The following is a 21,078-nucleotide window of genomic DNA, read 5'->3' as shown; positions in this document are numbered from 1 at the left end:
ATGTATCAATATGTTGATAAAATTCATGCATTACTAGAAACCGTTGAAAAAAAGGAACAGCATGCAATCGATGAGGCAATTCGTCTCTTGACTACAGCAAATCTAGAGAAACATTCGATTTATATTTTTGGGGCTAGTCATGCGGGGATCTTGGCAGAAGAAATGTACTATCGCGCGGGAGGGATGATGACGATCAATGCGATCTTTGGACGAGAACTGATGTTGGATCGCAGTCCCATCACCTTTACTAGCAAAATGGAACGACTAGAAGGCTACGGCACCGCATTAGCGGAAATCCAGCCGTTCAAAGAAGGAGACGTGCTGATTTTACACTCAGTTTCAGGTCGTAATCCCGTCATAATCGATTTAGCACTAGCGGCAAAAGAAAAAGGCGTCAAAATTATCGCTTTAACAAACAAAACGTATTCGCAATCAGTCACTAGCCGCCATTCTTCGGGCCTTCGTCTGTTTGAAGTCGCTGATCTTGTAATCGATAATCATGGGGAAATTGGTGATGCAGGTTGTCAGATTAAGGGGATGGATCAAAAAGTGGGGCCTACTTCAACGGTGATTGGCGCTACGATCCTTAATACCATTATCGTCGAAGTTTGCCAACAATTGAAACAAGCAGGAATCGATTATCCGCCCATCTTTTATTCCGCAAATATGGATGGCGGCGATGAATTGAACCAATCATTGTTTGAACAATACAAAGAAGCCATTCATTATCAGTTGTAACGATGATTGTACAGAAGTTTTAACTCAGAAAAAGAACTGTGAGAAAAGCATAATCCAAATGAAAACTGATCGTGTCAGAAGTTTTTACTTCTCATAAAATAGCAGCAAGACTCCAGTAGAGCCTTGCTGCTAGTAGATCTAAGGAATTCAATTGGGGCAAGTCATCTCGCAGTTCTTTTTTTGTGACCATTCCAATTCCTATAATTGATGTGAGCCTATGAAATCCCTCATGAGCTTTGTGCTGTCTCACTTTACTCAAATTCTTCATATTCATTCGGATCTTGACCTTCAATACGTCCATCTTCTTTGTTCAAGCGATTGATTGCATTGATTTCTTCTTCAGTCAGTTCAAAGTCAAAAATAGCTAAGTTTTCTCGCTGATGGCTCAGGTTTCGGGATTTTGGTAGTGGTAGAATCCCGCGATCGACGTGCCAGCGTAAGATGACTTGACCCGCAGATTTTTGATATTTATTTGCTAGATCAGTGATGATGGATTCTTTGAGCGCCGCGCTGCCGCGGCCTAATGGACTCCATGCTTCAGAAATGATCCCACGTTTTCTGTTTTCTGCTACCATTTGTTCTTGGACCCAGTAAGGATGGATCTCGATTTGATTGATGGCTGGTGTGACACCAGTTGCCTCAATAATGGCATCTAAATGTTCAGGTTCAAAGTTAGATACACCAATAGAACGAATCAAACCTAATTTTTGCGCAGTCACTAACGCCTGCCACGCTTCAATGTACTTGCCGCGTTTAGGCAGTGGCCAGTGGATCAAAAAGGCGTCAAAGTAATCTAATCCCATGCGCGCCAGCGATTCTTGAATACTGGTCAGTGCATCATCATATCCATGATATTTTCCTGGTAATTTTGAGGTGATATAAAACTCAGAACGAGGGACACCGGATCGGCGAATCGCTTTACCGACGATTCCTTCATTGTCATAGTTCGTTGACGAATCAATCAAACGATAGCCATCTGCAATCGCTGCTTGCAACTGGCTTAAGCCTTCGCCACCGCGAATTTGATAGGTACCGATGCCCACGGCTGGGCGCATATTGCCGTCATTTAGTGTAAGTAAAGGTGCTTTCATATAATGATTCCTCCTTTTTCTTATACATTCTACTCTAACGCTTTTTTAGCTTTAAGGTAACCAACTTGCTCAATAAGACAAGAAAAGAGCAATGATTTCTTGTGAATGGAATCATTGCTCTTTTTATTCGTTTCGATCAATTTATTTTTCAGGTGGCGTGCCATACATTTTTGGTGTGACAGGATCTAGTTTTGGCGCTTTGCCTTCAACTTTAGGTGTAGAAAGCCATTGGTATTCACCTTCGCCATCAAGTGCTTTTCCTTTTGCCCAAGAGCCTTCTTTACTTTGATCTCCTTCAGAGAAATTGTAAAAGTCATAGGCGATGTCTAACCGTTCTTCATTACGAGGGAAAGTGCTCGGTACTAAGATTGTACCCTCTTTTTCTTCAAGTTCTTTGACAGCTTGTGCCCAAAGGTTTTGGTGATAGCTGTCCCGAGCTAATAGCACGGATAAGAGGTCTTTAACTCCACGGTCATCAATCATTTCATAGATTCGAGCGACTTGTAATCGTCCTTGTGATTCTGCATTTAAATTGGCACGGAAGTCTGCCAGTAAATTACCGCTGGCAATGATGTAAGCGCCACTCCATGGATTACCGACACTGTCAGCTGGACGTGGTCCTAAGCCAGCAACGATCGCATGTTGTGGATTCATTCCAGAGATAATTGCGCCAATTGCTGGGTCTTTTTTCATTGCGGCTTCTTGATCTTCTACCGGTGCACCTTCTAATAAACGAGCAACCATTGTAGCAAGCATTTCAACGTGTCCAATTTCTTCTGTCGCAATGTCCATCAACATATCTTTGTACTTTTCTTCTCCACGGCAGCTCCAACCTTGGAAGAGATACTGCATTGCTACACTCATTTCGCCATACTGGCCACCGATCAATTCTTGAAGATACTTCGCAATTAATGGATTTGGTTTGTCTGGTTTTGCTTCGAACTGTAGTTCTTTCTGATGTAGAAACATAGTTGTCCTCCTCTAAAATGATTTTTATTGGGCCCAAAAATATTCTCTCACGTTTATTTAGAATGGTCTAATCAAACGCTTGCTTTATTTCCGTATTAATAAAAACCGTTGAAATAGCGCTTTTTCTTGACAAAAAGCAGTCGCCATTAGATAGTTGAAGAGAAGTGAAGGAGTTAAAGGAGAGAGGCAAAATGTATTCGTACTATAAAATCGAAAAGAACCAAATCAGAGAATCATCCGAAGAAGACTATAATTGGTTGGTAGTCAAACATGGAAATGAAGAAGAAAAAAAAGAGCTGCTGACACTTTTTGATTTACCGGAAGATATTTTTATTGGCTCCGATGAACCAGAGGAAGTTTCTCGATTAGAACATTTACGAGACACTAAGTTAAACAATCCGTTTCTTTATACATTGATCGATCTTTCTTCAAATCATCAAGAACGCATTGAAAAACGCCTTGAACCTGTCACATTTATTCTTTCTAAAGGATTGATGATCACCTATGTCTCTAGAGAATCGAATCTCGTTGAGCGATTGATCGAGAAACATGGAAGTGAGCTTCGACATTTTGAGGATATCATTGCTTTTGCCACATTAATGATCTATACCCACTATATCAATGGGTTGAAAGAGATTAAAAAGCAAATCGACCAATTGGATGCGGCTGCCCGTAAAACAACCGAAAATAATGAACTATTTAATCTGGCAGACACAGAACGAGATATGGTTTATTTGGATCACACATTGAAAGATCAGAATCTTACAGTGAATCACTTGATGGAACGAAAAGAGTTTTTAGACAAATTAGATAATGAATCGTTAGTTTACGACATTAAACTGCGACAGAAATTTGCCAACAAGCTTGTCACGATCTATCGCGATTTATTGGAAACTATCGGTGGTCTATTCTCGGATATGATGGACAATAATTTGAACCATTTGATGAAATATTTAGATTCAGCAGCATTAGTGGTTGCAGTGCCATCATTGATTGCTGGACTTTGGGGGATCAACACTGGCGGACTGCCTGGGAAGGATAACACGATAGGAACGATTCTAGTCTTTGGGTTAGCTGTCTTAGTAGGCATCCTTACTGCTGTCTATCTTTCAAAGAAAGACTTTTCAAAAACAAAATAAAAAAGCAACTTTGTCTAGCATTGAACGCTGGGCAAAGTTGCTTTTTTTCGTGACTTCACAATCGCGAAGACTGTCCAATAAGCAGAGGGGAGAAGCGAGAAATGAAAAATATTAAGAAGAAAGGCCGGGGTACAATCCGAACAATTTATTTTTTACTTTACTCGCTATTGCATACGCTCACTTCTATCGCTCCTTTTTCTCATAATCCTTTTACATAGTGAGGGGAAGCAGGTTTCAAATACAAAAGGCAGAATCAAAGGAATGCCAATTGTTTTGATGTTTCATCAGAAGGATGTAGTGAATGAGGTGTGTACGACAATCAGGTTTCTTTGATTGCTTTTATTCATAGGGAAGATGACGGTTGAAAGCAGACAATGAAAGAAAATCGTACATAGTCTAGGTACCCTTTATCAGAAAATAACTTTTTGCTGATCGAAACGCTTTCAAAGAGCTGCGGCAGTTTTTTTGACCTCTTGCAGTGAGTGTTAATGATTCCAAAAAAGTTGATTTATCCTTAATATAACAACGTTTTAAATTTTTTTTGTTTTTTTAAGAGCAAAATTTTTGTGTATTTTTAAGAAGAAGCGTAACATAATATGTGTAATAAATATTTCACAGAAAGAAGGAGAAAATTATGCATTGGTTATGGGTATTAATCGTAGGAGCTATTATCGGTTTGATTGCCGGAGCAATTACAAATAAAGGTGGATCAATGGGATGGATCGCTAACATCGTTGCAGGTTTAGTTGGTTCAGCAATTGGACAAGCATTGTTAGGTAGCTGGGGTCCTCAATTAGCAGGAATGGCTTTGATTCCTTCTATCATTGGTGCGATCATTGTTGTTGCTGTAGTATCATTTTTCTTGGGACGTTCAAGAGGTTAATCGTCAAACATATCAGCAATTTTACCTATTATCTTAAGGAGCAGCTTTTCGCTGCTTCTTTTTTTGTATGGACAAACTGCTTCTATCACTGATCATCGATGTTGTCTAACTGATGTCGCCGAATGCAAGCATTACCTTTGTCAGATTAAAAAATACTCGTTACACTTAATATAGAACGACGAAAGAAAGGATGATCTCAATGAAAAAAATGTACGAAACAGCAATGATCAATCGTGGAGGCCGTGATGGCGAGGTTGAGGCACCAAACGGAAGTATGCACATGAAGATCGACCGCCCAGGAATCCATAGTGAAGGGACAAATCCGGAACAACTTTTTGCGGCTGGATACGCATCTTGCTTCAACGGCGCGGTTCAACACATGCTGGAAGAAAATAATCTTGAGTCTGATTCTGAAGTCAAAGCACGGGTATCTTTATTTCAATTAGAAGATGGGGGCTACCAAATCGGGGTTGTTTTAGAAGTTTCTTTGCCAGGACTTGAGAAGGACCAAGCAGAGAAAATCGCAGAAGAAGCCCACGCATTTTGCCCATACTCTAAAGCAACAAGAGGCAATATTGATGTGGAAGTGACTATAGTAGAATAAGGGATTCTTAATGTTACTATAAATGAGATTATGAAAGATCCTATAAAGAAACGCTAGTAAAAGAAACATGTAGTTACGGTAATTAATAGCGGTCTATGTACGATTGATCGAATAGACCAAGGAGGCAAAAAAAATGACACAGCGGGTAGCAATAATGATCTTAGTGTTGCTGGTCATTGGCCTCCTTGTTTACTATGTCCTAAAGTTTAAGCATTGGAAGCAGCAACGGATACATCAGGATATTGAAAAAAAGTTAAAACGGTATCCTATTGTTCAAGCAGCTTGGGAAAAGGCTGAAGCAAAACAATATAACATTCCTGGATTAACAGAAACAAGAATGGTGGTGCCGGAAACCGGCGAAAATGAGGTTTGTCAATGGATGACGCCGCAAGGGTTGGCTTTTTCTCAAGATTTTGTGTTTATTTCTGCCTACTGCTATGACCATCAGCATCATTCTATTATTCATGTACTGGATAGAGAAACAGGACAGCCGATCAAACTGCTGATTTTACCTAAACGGCCACATGTAGGGGGCTTAGTATATGATACAAAACGGGAACTTTTATGGTTGACAATCACAGGATCTGCTACTGGACGAGTAGCCGCTTTACGTTTGATCGATATCTTAGCAGATACATCTGAAGCGACGGGACAGCCAATCACTTATTGGCTGACAACTGATCTCTTAGAGATTCCACAAGCATCGTATTTGACTCAAAACAATGATCAACTGGTATCTGGCAACTTCACATTAAAAGGTGAAGGACAGTTGACTTTCTATCTATTGCCGACGATAGCTGAAATGAAAACAGCAATTCGCCGCAAAGACAAAATCCAACCAACCGTGACAATGAGCAGAAAAACATCTGATAAGATTCAAGGTGTGGCTTTTTATGGCCATTATCTCTTAGCCAGTCGTTCTTATGGTCCTTATACCTCGGAACTCTTAGTGTTCGAGCGGGACTCCCCTAGCCGGATCCTAAAACGAATCAAATTTCCACCGTATTTGGAACAAATCGTTGTTGTAGAAGATCGTCTAGCAGTATTGTTTGAAAGTGGCGCCGCAGCGTATCGCGAGAAAGCCAATCCTGTGTTAGCCAATGTTTTATTACTAGACTTAGCAACGTTGCTTCATGCAAATAAACGTCCCAAAAAGATTGCTGCAACTAAAAAATAGTCGGACAACTCAAGATGATCACTGTTGTTCATAAAGAACGACAAGAAAAATCATCTAGCGATGTTCGACTATTTTATGAGTTTGAATCATTGAGCGTCTGTTGTATAGCAATGCGTATTAATCAATGATCGATCGTTGAATATCCAAAACAGTTCCTGTTTTCGCATCTGCTAAAAATTCGTAAGTGATCAGTTGTCCGTCTTCGGTCCGAGTAATACCGCCGGTATATCCTTGAGATGTCACTGCAAATTTACGAAGTGGTTGCTTCTCAAAATTGATCCAGGAACCTTCGATCGGACCTTCTTTTAAAAATGCTGCTTTGATTTGATCGAGGACGTCATCTGCATTCATCGATTGTTTTTTCTTCATCCATAATGTCGAGAAGATCCCGCCTGCAAAACCGACACCCACGCCGATGGCCAGGCCGTTTTTAAAATAATTGAATGGACGTTCATTGATCATAAATGTTGTGCCTCCTTGAAGACTTCTCCTATCCTGTTAAGGAATAAACGGAAATCCTTTTGTCTGTTTAGATTATTTTACCATAGTTTAGAATTTTTCTATAAGAAAAGAACCAGAATGAGTAATTTGCGTTATAATAAATATAGATTTGCAAGAGGAGGGAAGGCTTGTTTCGATTCAAGCCGAAAAAAGTATGGAAGAAAAAACGTTTCAACGAATCAAAGAATTAACAGAATTGCAAGGAACTAGTGGATTTGAACAGGATGTTCGGGCTTATATGCGGGAAGCGATGACTCCATTAGTGGACGAAATCCAACAAGATGGACTTGGCGGGATCTTCGGATTACGTCATCATTCAGATGCAGATGCACCACGCGTGATGCTAGCTGCTCATATGGACGAAGTTGGATTCATGTTGACACAAATCACCGAACGCGGGTTATTTAAAGTGACACCTCTTGGCGGTTGGAACCCTTATGTCGTTTCAGCACAACGCTTCACTTTAAAAACTGCGAAAGGCAACTATCCATGTATTTCTTCATCAGTGCCCCCACATTTACTACGTGGAACAGCTGGACAAAAAGCAGTAGAAGTAACGGACATTCTGTTCGATGCTGGTTTTGATTCTAAAGAAGAAGCGGAAAGTTTTGGCGTACGACCAGGTGACACCATCGTACCTCAAGTAGAAACAATCAAGACAGCGAATGGCAAAAACATTATTTCAAAAGCTTGGGATAATCGTTATGGCTGTACGGTTGTATTAGAAGCATTGGAAGCATTGAAAGAAGAACAACTGGGTCATACATTGATTGCTGGTGCCAATGTGCAAGAAGAAGTTGGCTTACGTGGTTCAAAACCTTCTGTCACGAAATTCCAACCAGATCTATTCTTCGCTGTTGACTGTTCACCAGCTGATGATACAGTGACGAAGAATGGGACTTTTGGGCATTTAGGTGAAGGTACACTGATGCGTATCTATGATCCAGGAATGATCATGTTGCCTCGGATGAAAGAATTCTTGCTGGACACAGCAGAAACAAACAATATCCCTTACCAATACTTTGTGTCTAAAGGCGGTACGGATGCTGGTGCAGCTCATATGGCCAATGAAGGAATTCCAAGTTCTGTGATTGGTGTACCAGGACGTTATATCCATACCCATCAAACACTATTCAGCATCGCTGACTTTGATGCTGCGAGAGAAATGGTGATCCAAGTCTTGAAAGGTTTGGATAAATCAACAGTTGCTACAATTGTAGAAGGAAAATAAAAATAAAGAGCTGTGATACGACTCAACGCTAGATCAGACCTATTTGGTTCAATTTTTGATCTGTTATTGTAACTGTTTACGATAATCAGGAAATGGGACAACTAGGGTGCTGTTTTCAGTGACTAGCATGGGCGTGTTCACAGCTCTTTTGCTTGTGAGTTGGTTCCCTGTTTTAAAAGGTGTATAATTTGATTAGAGAAAAGAAAGTGGTGAGCGTGTGATTGTTCCAAAAAATTTAGAAGAATTGGCAACATATGTCGAAAAAGGAAAAAATGTCTTCTTTTTTACAGCAGACTGGTGTGGGGATTGCCGTTATATTAAACCGCAATTGCCTGAGATCGAAGCAGATTTCCCTGAATTTCAATTTGTTGAAGTTGATCGTGATGCTTATATGGATGTGGCTGTTGAATGGAATATCTTTGGAATTCCAAGTCTTGTAGTGATCGAAGACGGCAAAGAACTTGGTCGTTTAGTCAACAAAGATCGAAAAACAAAAGCAGAAATCGAATCTTTCTTATCAAGTCTAAATTAAACTTTCGAGGTGAAAAACATGAGTGGGCAAAGATATCAAAATATTTTAGTAGGTGTCGATGGCTCCGACCAAGCCAATGAAGCGTTCAAAAAAGCAGTTGAAGTGGCACGACGCAATCAGGGGAAAGTCTATGTAGCGAATATCATCGATCAGCAGATCCCCACGATGATGGGATATGCTCCTTTAGATACAACGATCATTGAGCAGGAAAAGGATACTGCCCAAGAATTAATCGAATCTTGTAAACAATATGGTAAATCCGTTAATTTTGATTTGATCGAAGGGATCATTGCTTACGGCTCTGCGAAAGAAGCAATGGCCAAACAGTTACCAGAAAAATATGGGATTGATTTGATCATGGTAGGCCAATCCGGACTGAATGCAGTTGAGCGGTTTATCACCGGGAGTGTAGCGAGTTATATTATTCGCGAAGCGAAATGTGATGTGTTGGTTGTCTCTCCTAGCGAAGAATAAGCAAAAGACAAAGCTGTGACAGAAGATACAGAGACAGGAAAAAAGAGCAAGCGAGTGCTTTTTCATTCACTAGCTGCCTGTTGGTCTGATTTCTGTCGCAGTTTTTTTATGGATTGGGAAGTGCAGCGATTGTAAACTGAGAAAATTCCCATGACGAACAGACAAAAATTTGTTAAGATTATGGGCGGAATAAGTAAGAGGAGGAAGACAAGTGATTTTTTCATACAACAAAGAATATGTGGGCGATACTTTGATCGTGATCACAGCAGATGATAAAGGGCTGGAACAAACGGCTGAACGAAAAGGAAATGTCGCTCAAATCAAAAATGAAGAAGGTACGATCGTAGGTTGGAACTTCTTTCACATTTCTGATACAGTTGCCATTGAAGGAAACGGGCAAGTAGTTTTGACGAAACAACAAGTGGAAACTTTGAACCGATTGATCACAGAAGCTGGCTTTACGGAGCAATTGGCAATTGATTTAGAGCCGAAAATCGTTGTGGGTTATGTCAAAACATGTGAACCACATCCAGATAGTGATCATTTATCTGTAACGGAAACAGAAGTCGGAGAAGGCGAGGTCCTGCAAATCGTTTGTGGTGCTGCCAATATTCGCAAAGGCTTGAAAGTCGTTGTTGCTAAACCAGGAGCAATGATGCCGGATGGGTTATTGATCTGGCCAGGAACGCTTCGTGGCGTCGATAGCTACGGCATGATCTGTTCTGCTCGTGAACTGCACTTAGCAAATGCACCATCGAAAAAAGGAATTCTTGAGTTACCACAAGATGCCGTTGTTGGTGAAGCTTTTCCAGTTGGAAAATAATAAAAAAGATCTGCCACGTCCTGTTTGTGTGGCAGATCTTTTTTTGACTTGAATTTAGTTGCTGCTGTCAGTCGATTGTTCATTGATCGAAGTATCTACAGATAGAACGACTTTGGCTGTTTTTTCTTCTTTGCCGCGGTAGAACGTCACTGTGATCGTATCACCGACTTTGTGCTTGTACAGTGCAGATTGTAGATCTGTGGTTGTGCTGATGTCGGTATCATCGATTTTCGTGATGACATCGTATTGTTTCAATCCTGCTTGTTCAGCTGGTGTCGCGTTATTTACTGAGTATACGACTACTCCGTCAGTGACAGAAGATGGTACTTTCAAGATTTGTTCTTGTTGTTGCGAAGTGATTGAGCTTAAGTTGATTGTTCGAATACCCAATGCTGGACGAACAACTTTGCCGTCTTTTTCTAATTGATTGATAATATCGACAACGTCGTTACTTGGGATCGCGAAGCCCATTCCTTCTACGCTGACACTTGATGTTGATTCAGAAGTGCTGGCGATCTTGCTAGAGTTGATTCCGATCACTTGTCCTTCAACGTTGATCAGTGGACCACCAGAGTTTCCTGGGTTGATCGCTGCATCTGTTTGAATCGCATTGATGCTGACAGCTTCACCAGATTCATTTTGGTTCGTTACTTGACGATTCAGAGAAGAAACAATCCCTTGCGTTACAGAATTTGCAAAGCTAGATCCTAATGGAGAACCAATCGCAATTGCTGGTTCGCCAACTTTTAGTGAATCAGAATCGCCGAAAGAAGCAACCGTGTCTACTTTATCAGAAGAGATGCGTAAAACAGCAAGGTCAGTGTAAGCGTCTGTTCCGACTAATTCAGCTTTGACTTTTGTGCCATCAGAGAGAACGACTTCCAAACCATCTTGTCCTTCTACTACGTGGTTATTCGTAACGATATACGCTTTGTCACCATCTACTTTATAAATCACGCCACTTCCTTCAGAAGAAGCTTCTAGTGAACTGTCATCGCCTGAATTCTCAGTCCCTGATCCTTGACCACCTTGCTGACCAGAGCCAAATAACCCTTCGAGGCCATTCGCATTATTTTGTTGCAAGTTGATGATCGAAACGACTGCTCCTTGCACTTTTTCGACTGCTTTTGTTACATCGCTGTTGACGTCATATTTAACATTGGAGACTTTCGTCTGTCCATTGTTATCTTGAACACCGCTGGTTGCGGTCGTTCCAGGTGAAGTCAAAGAAGAGCCCATCGCCAGATAAAGTCCGCCGAAGGTCAACAAACCACCAACTACTCCGCCAAGAATGCCAATACCTAATTTTTTTAATAAACCGGAAGAAGGTTTTCTTCCTGGTGTCACATTTTTTCGTACCATTTGTTATTCCCCCTATTGAATTGTTTGTATGTATTTATTATATTCTTTCTTTCTGACAATAGTCTACTAAGAGATTTTGAAAAAAATATGAAGAAGATAGGGAGGATTTAGACCAAAACAATGAAATTTCTTTTTTTAGTAAGAAGAGGATTGCTTGAAACGAGACATACTATTATAAAAGAAAAATCCATCTCGACATATATTCTAGAAAGAAATTCCATTATAATGATAGCGGAAGGTGAGTGGTCATGAATATTAAAATCGTCACAGTAGGCAAATTAAAAGAGAAATATCTGATTCAAGGCATCAATGAATACGTGAAACGATTAGGCGCTTATTGCAAAATCCAATTCGTGGAAGTTCCTGATGAAAAAGCTCCAGAAAGCATGAGTGAAGCTGAAATGCTTCAAGTGAAAGAAAAAGAAGGTAAGAAAATCTTGGCAAAGATCAAAGACCAGGAATACGTCTTTGCATTAGCGATTGAAGGCAAAAATCCCACCAGTGAAGCTTTTGCCCAGCAGATCGAGCAATTAGGAATCCAAGGCAAAAGCCAACTAGTCTTCGTAATCGGCGGCTCCTTAGGTCTCAGCCAAGAAGTGATGCAGCGCAGCGACACCCAAATCTCTTTCGGCAAAATGACCTATCCCCATCAGTTGATGAAACTGATTCTAGTCGAACAAATCTATCGTGCTTTTCGCATCAATACAGGCGCGCCTTATCATAAGTGAGGGTGTTTTCTCCACGAAAGAAAAAATAGTAAAACAGAGGAGTAACAAATGAGTGAACTTAACCATTTTTCTGCATCTACTTTAGCTGCGTTGCAAAAAGATGAGCAACATCCTTACTATGTTTATTGTTTGGTTGATCCTAGAAACAACCAGACTTTTTATATTGGGAAAGGCAAAGGTAACCGTATTTTTGCACATCGTCAAGCGGCTCTAAGTATGTTAAGTCAATCTGATTATTTTGAAGAAGATGAATCAGCTAGAACATTAAAAATAAAAACTATCCAAGAAATAAACGGAATGAATCTGCAACCATTGAGTTATATACTTAGCTATGGATTAACTGAGAATGAAGCTTACGCTAGTGAAAATGCGTTGATTAATTATGCTCAACTGATTCAAGGACTCTCTTTGACGAATTTAGTAAAAGGACATGGTTCTAAGCCAATGCTAGTGGAAGAGGTAGAAGAGCGCTATGGATTTCAACCCATATCTGTAAATCAAATAGCAACGGATGAGTTGGTCTTAGCAGTAAAAGTGAGAGATGCTTTTGAACTTTGTAAAGATGAGTCAGATGAATATCCGATTGACGACAAATTTCGTGATGATCATAATTTAAAATCTCGTACGCTAGGTAATTGGGTAATTGGTCGTGATAAAATTCATCGGATTCGCTACATTATAGCGATTAATACTGGAGCAGATAATGCGGTTGTTGCTGCATATAAAGTCTCCTCTCAATATTCAGAATCGAAGAAAAACGAAAACGGACGGACACGCTATGCGTTTCGTGCACTCTCTCAAAGAGATGATACGTTAAGAGAGCTGAATTTATACAAACGATCGTTGCCGGAGATTAAATTTGGTAGTGGAAGTGCAATTGCATATATTAATCATTAGAAAAGTGTTTCAAGAAAAGCCCAACACTAAAATGATATGACGGGATAACTTAAATAACAAAAATGCTGATAATTGATTTTTCTAAAAAAGAAAACCTTATAGACAATAGTTAGATGGAAGTTGCAATTGAGAAGAAATACATTGGAAAAGTATTGCCGGCATATTTGCTAATAATGGTAGATGACTACTTCTTCCTAATTAAAAAATAAAACCTCAAAAAGAACTGCTAGTGATAGGTTTCTCATCACTAGCAGTTCTTTTGTCAATTTCATTCGTAGGATATTATTGTTTGGGAGAGATTGTTGGAGGTTCAAGATACTGTCGATATTTACTAACGATGATATCCATAATGATTTGATAGATAAAAGAATGGGTTTGAAAAATAGTCTCATGAGGGAAAAGAATAACATCATGAACGAAACGATAGTTACGAACCTCTTCATTTGCTGTGATTACGAAAATCTTGGCTTTTGTGTTTTCAAATACATTTCTGTAGGGTATATCATCTCTAAGTTGTTGTCGCTGTAAAAAACCGCCAGAGTTAGAAAAAATAATCAATAGTGTCTCTTCATCGGCTTGTTCTATGAATTCGATTTGTTTGAGATCACTTTGATAAGTAATAATAAACTTTCCCGCATAAGCCAATTTGTATTGAAAATCAATGGCTGCTGATTCGGAAAATAGCAGTCCAAAAGCACCTACTTTATTATAGGTAATCAGACATTTTGCTAACTCATCAATACTTCTCATGTTGCTTTGCTGTTTGAACGCACTAATATCTTTAATGATGGCATCTAAATAATCATCATAACCATTTTTTTCAATTGGATTGATAATATTTGAAATGTAATTTAAGTCGAAATGGTATTTATTTTCAGCAAAGGTTGAGGATTTTTTTAATTCATAATAATCTTCAAAACCGATGGAACGTGCAAATTTTGAAATAGTTGATTTAGAGACAGTGCATAAAGTAGCTATATCAGAGATACTTGATTTATCGATAATGCTATAGTTATTCAAAAGTGTCTGAGCGATATGGTAGTAGGTAGAAGAAGTTGTTTCATTGTTAAGAACAGTCAATAGTCTAATAATTAAGGGTCCCATAAATACTAGCTCCTATCTGTGAAAGAGTTTCCAAAAAACGAAATTTTCATTTAATATGTTGAAAAAATTGTATATTACACATGTATTATAACAAACATAAACAAAATTGATAGGAGTTGTAACAATGGGGAAAAATTATAGTGCTCTTTCCAAAAGTATTATTGATTATGTTGGTGGAACAGAGAATATCATTAGTCTTTATCACTGTATCACTAGATTGAGATTCAAGTTAAAAGATGAAAGTATTGCACAAAAAAATACCGATGAAATTAAGAAGATTCCCGGTGTCTTGTCCGTCGTCGAAGCAAATAATCAGTACCAAGTCGTTATTGGAAATGAAGTGGAAGATGTCTATAAAACGATCATGGCTAACTATGACATTAAAAGCGCCTTGGGATCAGACGAGTCGGAAGCATTAGATGATGACCGATCTGGAAATATCTTCATCCGCTTCTTTAATACACTGTCTTCCATTTTTAATCCGATTATTATGCCTTTAGCTGGGGCAGGAATGATTAAAGCCTTGTTAGTGGTTTTAACGACATATCATTTTATGTCAGCAGATGGAAGTACCTATAAGATTCTTTCAGCAGCCGGCAATAGTGTATTTTTCTTCTTACCGTTATTTTTGGCTTTTAGTGCGGCCAGAGTGTTTAGAACAAATCAATTTATTTCATTAGCAATTGTAGCAGCACTTTTAGAGCCTAATTTCACAGCATTAGTCACAGAAAATGGTGTAACGGTTGACTTCTTAGGTATTCCAGCAATTTTAATGGGGTATTCTGGAACTGTCATTCCTGCGATTATTTCCATTTACCTCTATTCAAAGTTAGAAACGCTGCTAAAGCGAATGATTCCAAAGAGTTTAGAAATTTTTTTGTTGCCAATGGTTGCCCTTCTTATTATGGTTCCGCTAACAGTGCTAGTTGTTGGACCAATCGGCGTTACATTAGGGGATGGGATTGGAAGCGCTATGAACTTTATCAGTGACCGCAGTGGGTTACTGGCTGGTTTGATTATTGGGGCAGGATGGACTTTCTTGGTAATGATTGGCATTCATTGGGGTGTTGTGCCAATCATGATCAATAATCTTGCAGTCTATGGTTATGACGTTATTCGACCAATGGTTGCGGCTGCCACTTTTGCAAGTGCAGGTGTGGCGTTAGGCGTATTTTTAAGAAGCAAAGATAAAAATGTTAAAGTGCTCTCGCTATCTGCGATTGTACCAGCTTTACTTGGTGGGATAACTGAACCCATCGTCTATGGCTTGTCGGTAAAATATAAAAAACCATTGATTGCCCAAACAATCGCAGGTGGAATTGCTGGAGCTTTCATGGGAGCAATGCAGACAAAGGCGATTGTCTATGTTTTTCCAGCATTAACAACGTTACCAGCCTTTTTGGGTGATACCTTTGTTTATTACCTCATCGGAATCGCTCTTGCTTTCTTCCTGTCAGCAATTTTAACTTTTGCTTTTGGACTGGGAGAAGAATCTTCATCAAGTAATGAAGAAACAGAAGGTCAAGTCAATACAATCAGTTTACCATTGGATGGGGAAGTGATTGAGTTAGAAAAAGTCAACGATCCAGTGTTTTCAGAAAAAACGATGGGTGACGGATTTGCTGTAATACCAACTGATGGCGTAATTAAAGCACCATTTAGTGGAAAGGTCGAACTGGTTTTTCCTACAAAACATGCGATTGGATTAAAGTCAACATCTGGTGTAGAAGTATTGATTCATATTGGCATCAATACCGTTGAATTAAACGGCAACTATTTTGATTTAGCTGTTAAAGCAGGCGATGACATCCAAAAGGGGCAAAGAATCGGAAGTGTGGATATTGAAGGCATCCAGTCTGAAGGCTATGATCCAACCACGATCCTTGTAGTAACCAATTTGGATGATCTTGATGAGGTAGACATTATCGACTCTAAGGGTAAAATCATCCAAACTTTCACTGGCAAAAAAACGATACAAACAGAAATAATAGCATAAAAACAACAATCTGAAAGAGGTAATCGAATGAATAAAAGCTATTTTCCCAAGAACTTTCTTTGGGGCGGAGCAATTGCGGCGAATCAAGTAGAAGGGGCCTGGAACGTTGATGGAAAAGGGATGTCGGTAGCAGATGTCGCAATGTACAAACCTGATGTAGATAGGACAGATTATATCAGTCAATGGCACGTGTCTCCTGAACAAATCGAGGAAGCCATGCAGTCAAAAAACGACCAGTTATTTCCGAAAAGACGAGGAATCGATTTTTATCATCGTTACAAAGATGACTTGGCTTTATTTAAAGAAATGGGACTGAAATGCTTAAGGGTATCTATTGCATGGACAAGATTATACCCCAATGGGATTGAAAGTGAACCCAATCAAGCTGGGATCGATTTTTATGTGAGCTTATTCAAAGAGATGAAGAAGAATGGGATTGAACCTCTAGTCACATTATCTCATTATGAAATGCCATTATATTTGGTCAATGAATATGACGGCTGGGTTTCCCGAGAAGTGATCGACATGTTTGTACGATTTAGCAAAACTTGCTTTGAACATTTCGGACCGTATGTAAACTACTGGCTGACTTTCAATGAAATCGATAGCGTCTTTAGACACCCCTTCACTACGATGGGAGTGGTGGAAGAAAAGTACAAAACAAAAAAAGAAGCTGAAGAGGCCATTTATCAAGCACTACATCATCAGTTTGTAGCTAGTTCCCTAGCGACTAAATATGCCCATCAAATCATTCCTAATGCGCAGGTGGGATGCATGGTTACAAGAGCTTTAGCTTATCCGTTAACCTCAAATCCAGTGGACGTGATGCTAGCCCAACAACATAATCGGGAGAACTACTTTTTTTCTGATGTGCAGGTTTTTGGAACGTATCCGACTTTTGTCAAAAATTACTGGCAAGAGAACAATTTTTCCATTGAAATGGTGGAAGGGGATGAGGAGATCATTCAGCAACACACAGTGGATTTTGTCTCTTTTAGTTATTATATGTCTATGATTAAAACAGAAGATGAAGAAGATCGGGAAAAAGTTGGCGGAAATTTAGTCACCAGTGTGAAGAATCCTTATCTTGATACAAGTGATTGGGGTTGGCAAGTAGATCCAACAGGATTGAAAATTGCATTAATCGACATGTACGATCGTTATAGAATGCCTCTGTTCATTGTTGAAAGCGGGATTGGTGCTTTTGATGCATTTGTGGAGGGAAAAATTCATGATGATTATCGCATAAAATATTTTGAAGATCATTTTAAAGCGGTCAATGAAGCCATCAGAGAAGGCGTTGAAGTAATGGGTTATACTACGTGGGGATGTATTGATTTAGTAAGTGCGTCGACTTCTCAAATGTCAAAACGATATGGATTTATCTATGTGGATGCGGATGATGAAGGAAACGGCACTTATGACCGGTTTAAAAAGGACAGCTTTTACTGGTACAAACAGGTGATTGCGAGCGATGGAGCTTCTCTATATGAAGAAAATAGTTAAGCATTAAAAATTACAAAAGAATTGAGAACGAAGTCCTTCAAAAAGTCAGTTGGCGCCACAAGGTCCAATCATCTTAGTAGATGGTTGGGCTTTTTTTGCGGAGCGGGTAAGAAAGTTGATAGTCGACCAAAGGTACCAGAAAAGTCGTACGTCAAATCGTAAAGAACAAACGAGTATTTTGTCTTTTTTCAAACATTTTAAGACGGATTGAGAAGAAAAAACAAAGTATTAAACGCTACTCATAGAAATACTCTAAATCGTTCTTTTATTTTTATAGTTCAAAAAGCAGCTGTAATGATTCTAAACTCATACCAATGCAATGTGATGTTATTTATCAATCTCATGTATGAGGAAGTCGTGAGAAATAATTCTTCAAAAATTTAGTAACCATTTTGCCTGTTGTCTGCTACTATGTGTACACTAAATACTCTATAAGAGAGGTCTTACAAGTGAAAAAAGTTCTAGTAACAACGATGGGTCTACTGCTTCTTTTGGGTGGCTGTTCAACAAACAAGCCAGAAACATCTACTCCAGCAAAAGCTGCAATAACTGAAACAAGCACGACTAAATCAAGTACCACCCAATCAAGTACAGCTCAAGCTTCTAAATCTACGAGTACCGAAGCAACTAAACTAAATACGACTGAGTCATCCGAGCGCCAATCGACAAAAGATCAAAGTGCGTCACTCGTTGCTCAAACCAAAACTTCCTCCAATCAAGCACAAACCAATCAACCAGTGACACACGTTTTGTGGGATGATTCCAAGACTGCAGAGCTTGCGACGTTTATGCAGAGCTGGGGACAAGAAATGGGGCAGCAATATCGAAGCTATGACGACCATGTGCAAGCAAATTACTATGGTCTCCAAGTACCTCAAGATATTTTTGATGGTAAATGGACAACCGTCATTAATCAAACGCCCGTCTCGGTGGAGTGGTCAGAAAATGGTGAGGGACAAGCCGATTTTCAGATCGTGGCAATCTATTCGGACATCGACCATGCTACACCAGCTGGAGGGCATCTCTATTTCTTTGGCTTCCAGCAAAAGCAGCCAGAAGTTCTAATCACACAACAAAATCAAGGAAATCAAAACAATTATCTGTATTTTAAAGAGACAGCGAATGAATCATTGAAAAATGCATTTATTCAGCTTGCCAATCGTTAAACAGTGCTAAGATGAAGAACACTTGGAACTGAATGGCATGAAAAAGATTTTGAAAAAATTGTCGGGCTTTCTGAGTCAGACAAAAGAGGGTATTCAATGAAGAAACACTACTTTATGGCTTTTTTACTTAGTTTATTCTTTTTGTTTGCTCTGCCAGTGCAGGGAATGGCAGTTGCTGGGGGACACGGCGGTGGTTCGACCAGTCGTGGCGGATCCGGTGGCGGCTTTGGCGGTGTCACTACATTTGATGACTATTCGGATCATTATTCCAAAGCTTCTTGGGGAAGACGAGGGTATGGATATTATAGCCCCTATGGTTCATCATCAGTTATAGAAAATTATGTTTTGGTTGGGGCGTCAGTAGGCGGAGCCGCGATTCTCTCTTTGGTTAAACGAAAAAAAGACCAACGAACCAGAAGGAATGATTTATTCGCTCAAATTCCTGGTAATAAAAAGAAAAAACTGCTTGACGAAATCCAACAGACTTTTTTTGCGATCCAAACCGCTTGGGATCAAGAAGCACTTGAAAAATCCAGCAGACACTATACTGACAAACTATTGTTGGAACACAGTCAAGTATTGCAACAGAATAAAGAGGATGGTATAAAAAATCATACAAAGAAAGTCATCCTACATCAAGTGGAAAATTATCGACAACTTCGTGCAGACAGCTTCTCCATTCGGATTGATTTCAGTTGCTGCGATTATGTGGAAGACCGGGTGAGTAAGCAGATCCTCTCAGGAAAGAAACATCGAAAACAATCTTTTTCTCAACTATGGTATTTTAACTATTCTGAAAAAGAGGGGAAATGGCAAGTTGATTTTATTCAACCAATTGACTTGGATTAAGCAAGACCGGACTGGTGATAGTCGTAGTTGTTGGGTTAAATGCATGCATATGATGAAACATTCTAGTAAGTATTAGGTTTTAGTTATTCGAGTTAAGATATCCAGTAAAGCTGCTGACTCCTAATGCCAGACGTTTCGTACCGACCGTAGGCAGGAGGCAGAATAAAAGAAGCATTTCTATACGCAAACAGTTCAAAAAAATCTTTCGATCAGATAGACGGTTACGAACCGCTTTATCAAATCGAAAGATTTTTTTTCGGATGATCATTTTTTGACGAAAAAAATATAAGCAAATTTAACTGGATAAAAATCAAAGAACCCCATCGTTTGACGAGTATCGAATTCTATATGAATAACTGCAAAAACAATGCGTTCAGCGTGAATCACTTCATTTTGAAAAATCTCAAATCAACTACAGCTTCCTTACCGGTTATGATTTTCTCAAGATATCAGTGCCTCTTTGATTCTGCAGTCCGCAGCGCATACGCGTCGAGCAAGATTCTAGCAAGGATCGAGAGGGGCAGTCTTGAACGAACTTCATAGTCTGGAAAGAAGGAGCCTTCTGATTTGAAGCCAACAAAAGGAATTTCGATATGCGCCATTAAGCTAGAGTGCCGATTGGCTGTCAGCAGAATGGTACCGATCTCCGCTTCATAACAGTTTTCAGCTGCGGTGATCAATTCTTTGGTTTCACCATTTAAAGAAACGAAGATCACGATATCTTCCTTTGATAGTTTCTTACTGATGTTCTTAATGATGTTGGGATCGGTATGCATCTCACAGTATTTGCCAGTAAGCTGAAATTTGACCATCATTTCTTGAGCAATCAGTTCAGAAAATCCACGAGCAAAAATCATGATTCGTCTAGCAGCTTTGATTCGTTGGATCGCGTCTTCGATATTGCCGCTTTCCACCATATTGATCGTGCGGATCACTTCTTGTTCATTCTTTAGAATCGCCGTCTTTATCCCTTCGTCCACCTTATCAAGCGCTGCAAAATTGATATTGGTATTATCTTTTTCTTTTAGTGAATGCTTGAAAGCAGTAAACCCCTCGTATCCTTTTTTCTTCATGGTACGAACAACAGTCGCCGTTGAAACGTTTGCATATTCACTTAATTTTATAATGGAGCAAGACGGAATCTCAAGGATATGACTTTGGATAAAATCCCACAGGTATTGCTCTGACTCACTTAATTTTGTATCCATGTTCTGCCTCCCTTCAGCTAGTCTTTATTGTAAATCGAAAGATTCACCTACTTCAAGGTCATGAAGTATTTCTTGTAAAAGTTTTCAGCGGTTTTGTTTA

General features: G+C 39.4%; 21 protein-coding genes. 15 read left to right on the top strand and 6 right to left on the bottom strand.

Translation table 11 applies throughout. The features are described from left to right. The gene (locus IGJ45_RS11990) at nucleotides 1–738 is read left to right on the top strand and encodes a sugar isomerase domain-containing protein (protein ID WP_002301439.1); all 738 of its coding nucleotides are present in this window, start codon (nucleotides 1–3) and stop codon (nucleotides 736–738) included. Between the two features lie 251 nt (nucleotides 739–989). On the opposite strand, the gene IGJ45_RS11985 is transcribed toward IGJ45_RS11990, so the two are convergent. After that, the gene (locus tag IGJ45_RS11985) at nucleotides 990–1,829 is read right to left on the bottom strand and encodes an aldo/keto reductase (RefSeq protein WP_208773877.1); all 840 of its coding nucleotides are present in this window, start codon (nucleotides 1,827–1,829) and stop codon (nucleotides 990–992) included. 141 nt (nucleotides 1,830–1,970) lie between these two features. Next, nucleotides 1,971–2,798: a manganese catalase family protein gene (locus tag IGJ45_RS11980; RefSeq protein WP_010723486.1), complete on the bottom strand. Its 828-nt coding sequence runs from the start codon at nucleotides 2,796–2,798 to the stop codon at nucleotides 1,971–1,973. A gap of 191 nt (nucleotides 2,799–2,989) precedes the next feature. On the opposite strand from IGJ45_RS11980, the gene IGJ45_RS11975 reads away from it, so the two are divergent. From IGJ45_RS11975 to IGJ45_RS11960, 4 genes are all read left to right on the top strand, one after another. Next, nucleotides 2,990–3,937 carry a magnesium transporter CorA family protein gene (locus IGJ45_RS11975; RefSeq protein ID WP_156232107.1) on the top strand — a complete coding sequence of 316 codons (948 nt, stop codon included), beginning with the start codon at nucleotides 2,990–2,992 and terminating at the stop codon, nucleotides 3,935–3,937. Nucleotides 3,938–4,571: 634 nt separating this feature from the next. Further along, a complete protein-coding gene (locus tag IGJ45_RS11970) occupies nucleotides 4,572–4,820 on the top strand; it encodes a GlsB/YeaQ/YmgE family stress response membrane protein (protein WP_002292290.1) in 249 nt (82 codons plus the stop codon). A gap of 199 nt (nucleotides 4,821–5,019) precedes the next feature. Then, the gene (locus tag IGJ45_RS11965) at nucleotides 5,020–5,424 is read left to right on the top strand and encodes an organic hydroperoxide resistance protein (protein WP_002292291.1); all 405 of its coding nucleotides are present in this window, start codon (nucleotides 5,020–5,022) and stop codon (nucleotides 5,422–5,424) included. A gap of 133 nt (nucleotides 5,425–5,557) precedes the next feature. Continuing rightward, the gene (locus IGJ45_RS11960; protein ID WP_349703617.1) at nucleotides 5,558–6,601 is read left to right on the top strand and encodes a hypothetical protein; all 1,044 of its coding nucleotides are present in this window, start codon (nucleotides 5,558–5,560) and stop codon (nucleotides 6,599–6,601) included. A 117-nt stretch (nucleotides 6,602–6,718) separates the two neighbouring features. Here the strand turns inward: IGJ45_RS11960 and IGJ45_RS11955 are convergent, their stop codons facing one another. Further along, entirely contained in the window at nucleotides 6,719–7,063 is a 345-nt protein-coding gene (locus tag IGJ45_RS11955; RefSeq protein ID WP_003125823.1) for a PepSY domain-containing protein, read from the bottom strand. Nucleotides 7,064–7,256: 193 nt separating this feature from the next. On the opposite strand from IGJ45_RS11955, the gene pepA reads away from it, so the two are divergent. The 4 genes from pepA to ytpR all read left to right on the top strand — a co-directional run bounded on the left by pepA (nucleotide 7,257) and on the right by ytpR (nucleotide 10,162). After that, nucleotides 7,257–8,333, top strand: coding sequence for a glutamyl aminopeptidase (pepA, locus tag IGJ45_RS11950; RefSeq protein ID WP_003125824.1), 1,077 nt, complete (start codon nucleotides 7,257–7,259; stop codon nucleotides 8,331–8,333). Between the two features lie 217 nt (nucleotides 8,334–8,550). Beyond that, complete coding sequence (locus IGJ45_RS11945) at nucleotides 8,551–8,865, top strand: thioredoxin family protein (RefSeq protein WP_003125825.1); 315 nt, start codon at nucleotides 8,551–8,553, stop codon at nucleotides 8,863–8,865. A gap of 18 nt (nucleotides 8,866–8,883) precedes the next feature. Beyond that, entirely contained in the window at nucleotides 8,884–9,339 is a 456-nt protein-coding gene (locus tag IGJ45_RS11940; protein ID WP_005470736.1) for a universal stress protein, read from the top strand. 211 nt (nucleotides 9,340–9,550) lie between these two features. After that, entirely contained in the window at nucleotides 9,551–10,162 is a 612-nt protein-coding gene (ytpR, locus tag IGJ45_RS11935; RefSeq protein WP_349703616.1) for a YtpR family tRNA-binding protein, read from the top strand. A gap of 54 nt (nucleotides 10,163–10,216) precedes the next feature. On the opposite strand, the gene IGJ45_RS11930 is transcribed toward ytpR, so the two are convergent. After that, on the bottom strand, nucleotides 10,217–11,524 hold the full coding sequence (locus tag IGJ45_RS11930; RefSeq protein WP_060814535.1) for a S1C family serine protease: 1,308 nt from the start codon (nucleotides 11,522–11,524) through the stop codon (nucleotides 10,217–10,219). Between the two features lie 248 nt (nucleotides 11,525–11,772). Between IGJ45_RS11930 and rlmH the strand changes: the two genes are divergently transcribed. Then, complete coding sequence (rlmH, locus tag IGJ45_RS11925) at nucleotides 11,773–12,252, top strand: 23S rRNA (pseudouridine(1915)-N(3))-methyltransferase RlmH (RefSeq protein WP_081131541.1); 480 nt, start codon at nucleotides 11,773–11,775, stop codon at nucleotides 12,250–12,252. A 48-nt stretch (nucleotides 12,253–12,300) separates the two neighbouring features. Continuing rightward, nucleotides 12,301–13,149, top strand: a complete 849-nt coding sequence (locus IGJ45_RS11920) for an LEM-3-like GIY-YIG domain-containing protein (protein WP_081131540.1) — start codon at nucleotides 12,301–12,303, stop codon at nucleotides 13,147–13,149. A 282-nt stretch (nucleotides 13,150–13,431) separates the two neighbouring features. On the opposite strand, the gene IGJ45_RS11915 is transcribed toward IGJ45_RS11920, so the two are convergent. Beyond that, on the bottom strand, nucleotides 13,432–14,253 hold the full coding sequence (locus tag IGJ45_RS11915) for a MurR/RpiR family transcriptional regulator (RefSeq protein ID WP_349703615.1): 822 nt from the start codon (nucleotides 14,251–14,253) through the stop codon (nucleotides 13,432–13,434). 124 nt (nucleotides 14,254–14,377) lie between these two features. On the opposite strand from IGJ45_RS11915, the gene IGJ45_RS11910 reads away from it, so the two are divergent. From IGJ45_RS11910 to IGJ45_RS11895, 4 genes are all read left to right on the top strand, one after another. Beyond that, on the top strand, nucleotides 14,378–16,249 hold the full coding sequence (locus tag IGJ45_RS11910; RefSeq protein ID WP_113849404.1) for a beta-glucoside-specific PTS transporter subunit IIABC: 1,872 nt from the start codon (nucleotides 14,378–14,380) through the stop codon (nucleotides 16,247–16,249). 27 nt (nucleotides 16,250–16,276) lie between these two features. Beyond that, nucleotides 16,277–17,755 carry a glycoside hydrolase family 1 protein gene (locus tag IGJ45_RS11905; protein ID WP_349703614.1) on the top strand — a complete coding sequence of 493 codons (1,479 nt, stop codon included), beginning with the start codon at nucleotides 16,277–16,279 and terminating at the stop codon, nucleotides 17,753–17,755. A 473-nt stretch (nucleotides 17,756–18,228) separates the two neighbouring features. Further along, nucleotides 18,229–18,921, top strand: coding sequence for a DUF4767 domain-containing protein (locus IGJ45_RS11900; RefSeq protein ID WP_409531509.1), 693 nt, complete (start codon nucleotides 18,229–18,231; stop codon nucleotides 18,919–18,921). A gap of 96 nt (nucleotides 18,922–19,017) precedes the next feature. Then, the gene (locus tag IGJ45_RS11895) at nucleotides 19,018–19,770 is read left to right on the top strand and encodes a TIM44-like domain-containing protein (RefSeq protein WP_349703612.1); all 753 of its coding nucleotides are present in this window, start codon (nucleotides 19,018–19,020) and stop codon (nucleotides 19,768–19,770) included. Between the two features lie 449 nt (nucleotides 19,771–20,219). Here IGJ45_RS11895 and IGJ45_RS11890 read toward each other — a convergent pair whose 3' ends face one another. Next, nucleotides 20,220–20,978 (bottom strand): MurR/RpiR family transcriptional regulator, encoded by a 759-nt coding sequence (locus IGJ45_RS11890; protein ID WP_003125844.1) that lies wholly within the window; start codon nucleotides 20,976–20,978, stop codon nucleotides 20,220–20,222. Between the last annotated feature and the right edge of the window lie 100 nt (nucleotides 20,979–21,078).

The organism is Enterococcus sp. DIV0574, from assembly GCF_051711125.1.
In the GTDB taxonomy this organism is placed as follows: Bacteria; Bacillota; Bacilli; order Lactobacillales; family Enterococcaceae; genus Enterococcus_D; species Enterococcus_D gallinarum.
The sequence above is the reverse complement of the archived record's forward strand: the minus strand, read 5'-3'. Positions and strand labels throughout refer to the sequence as shown.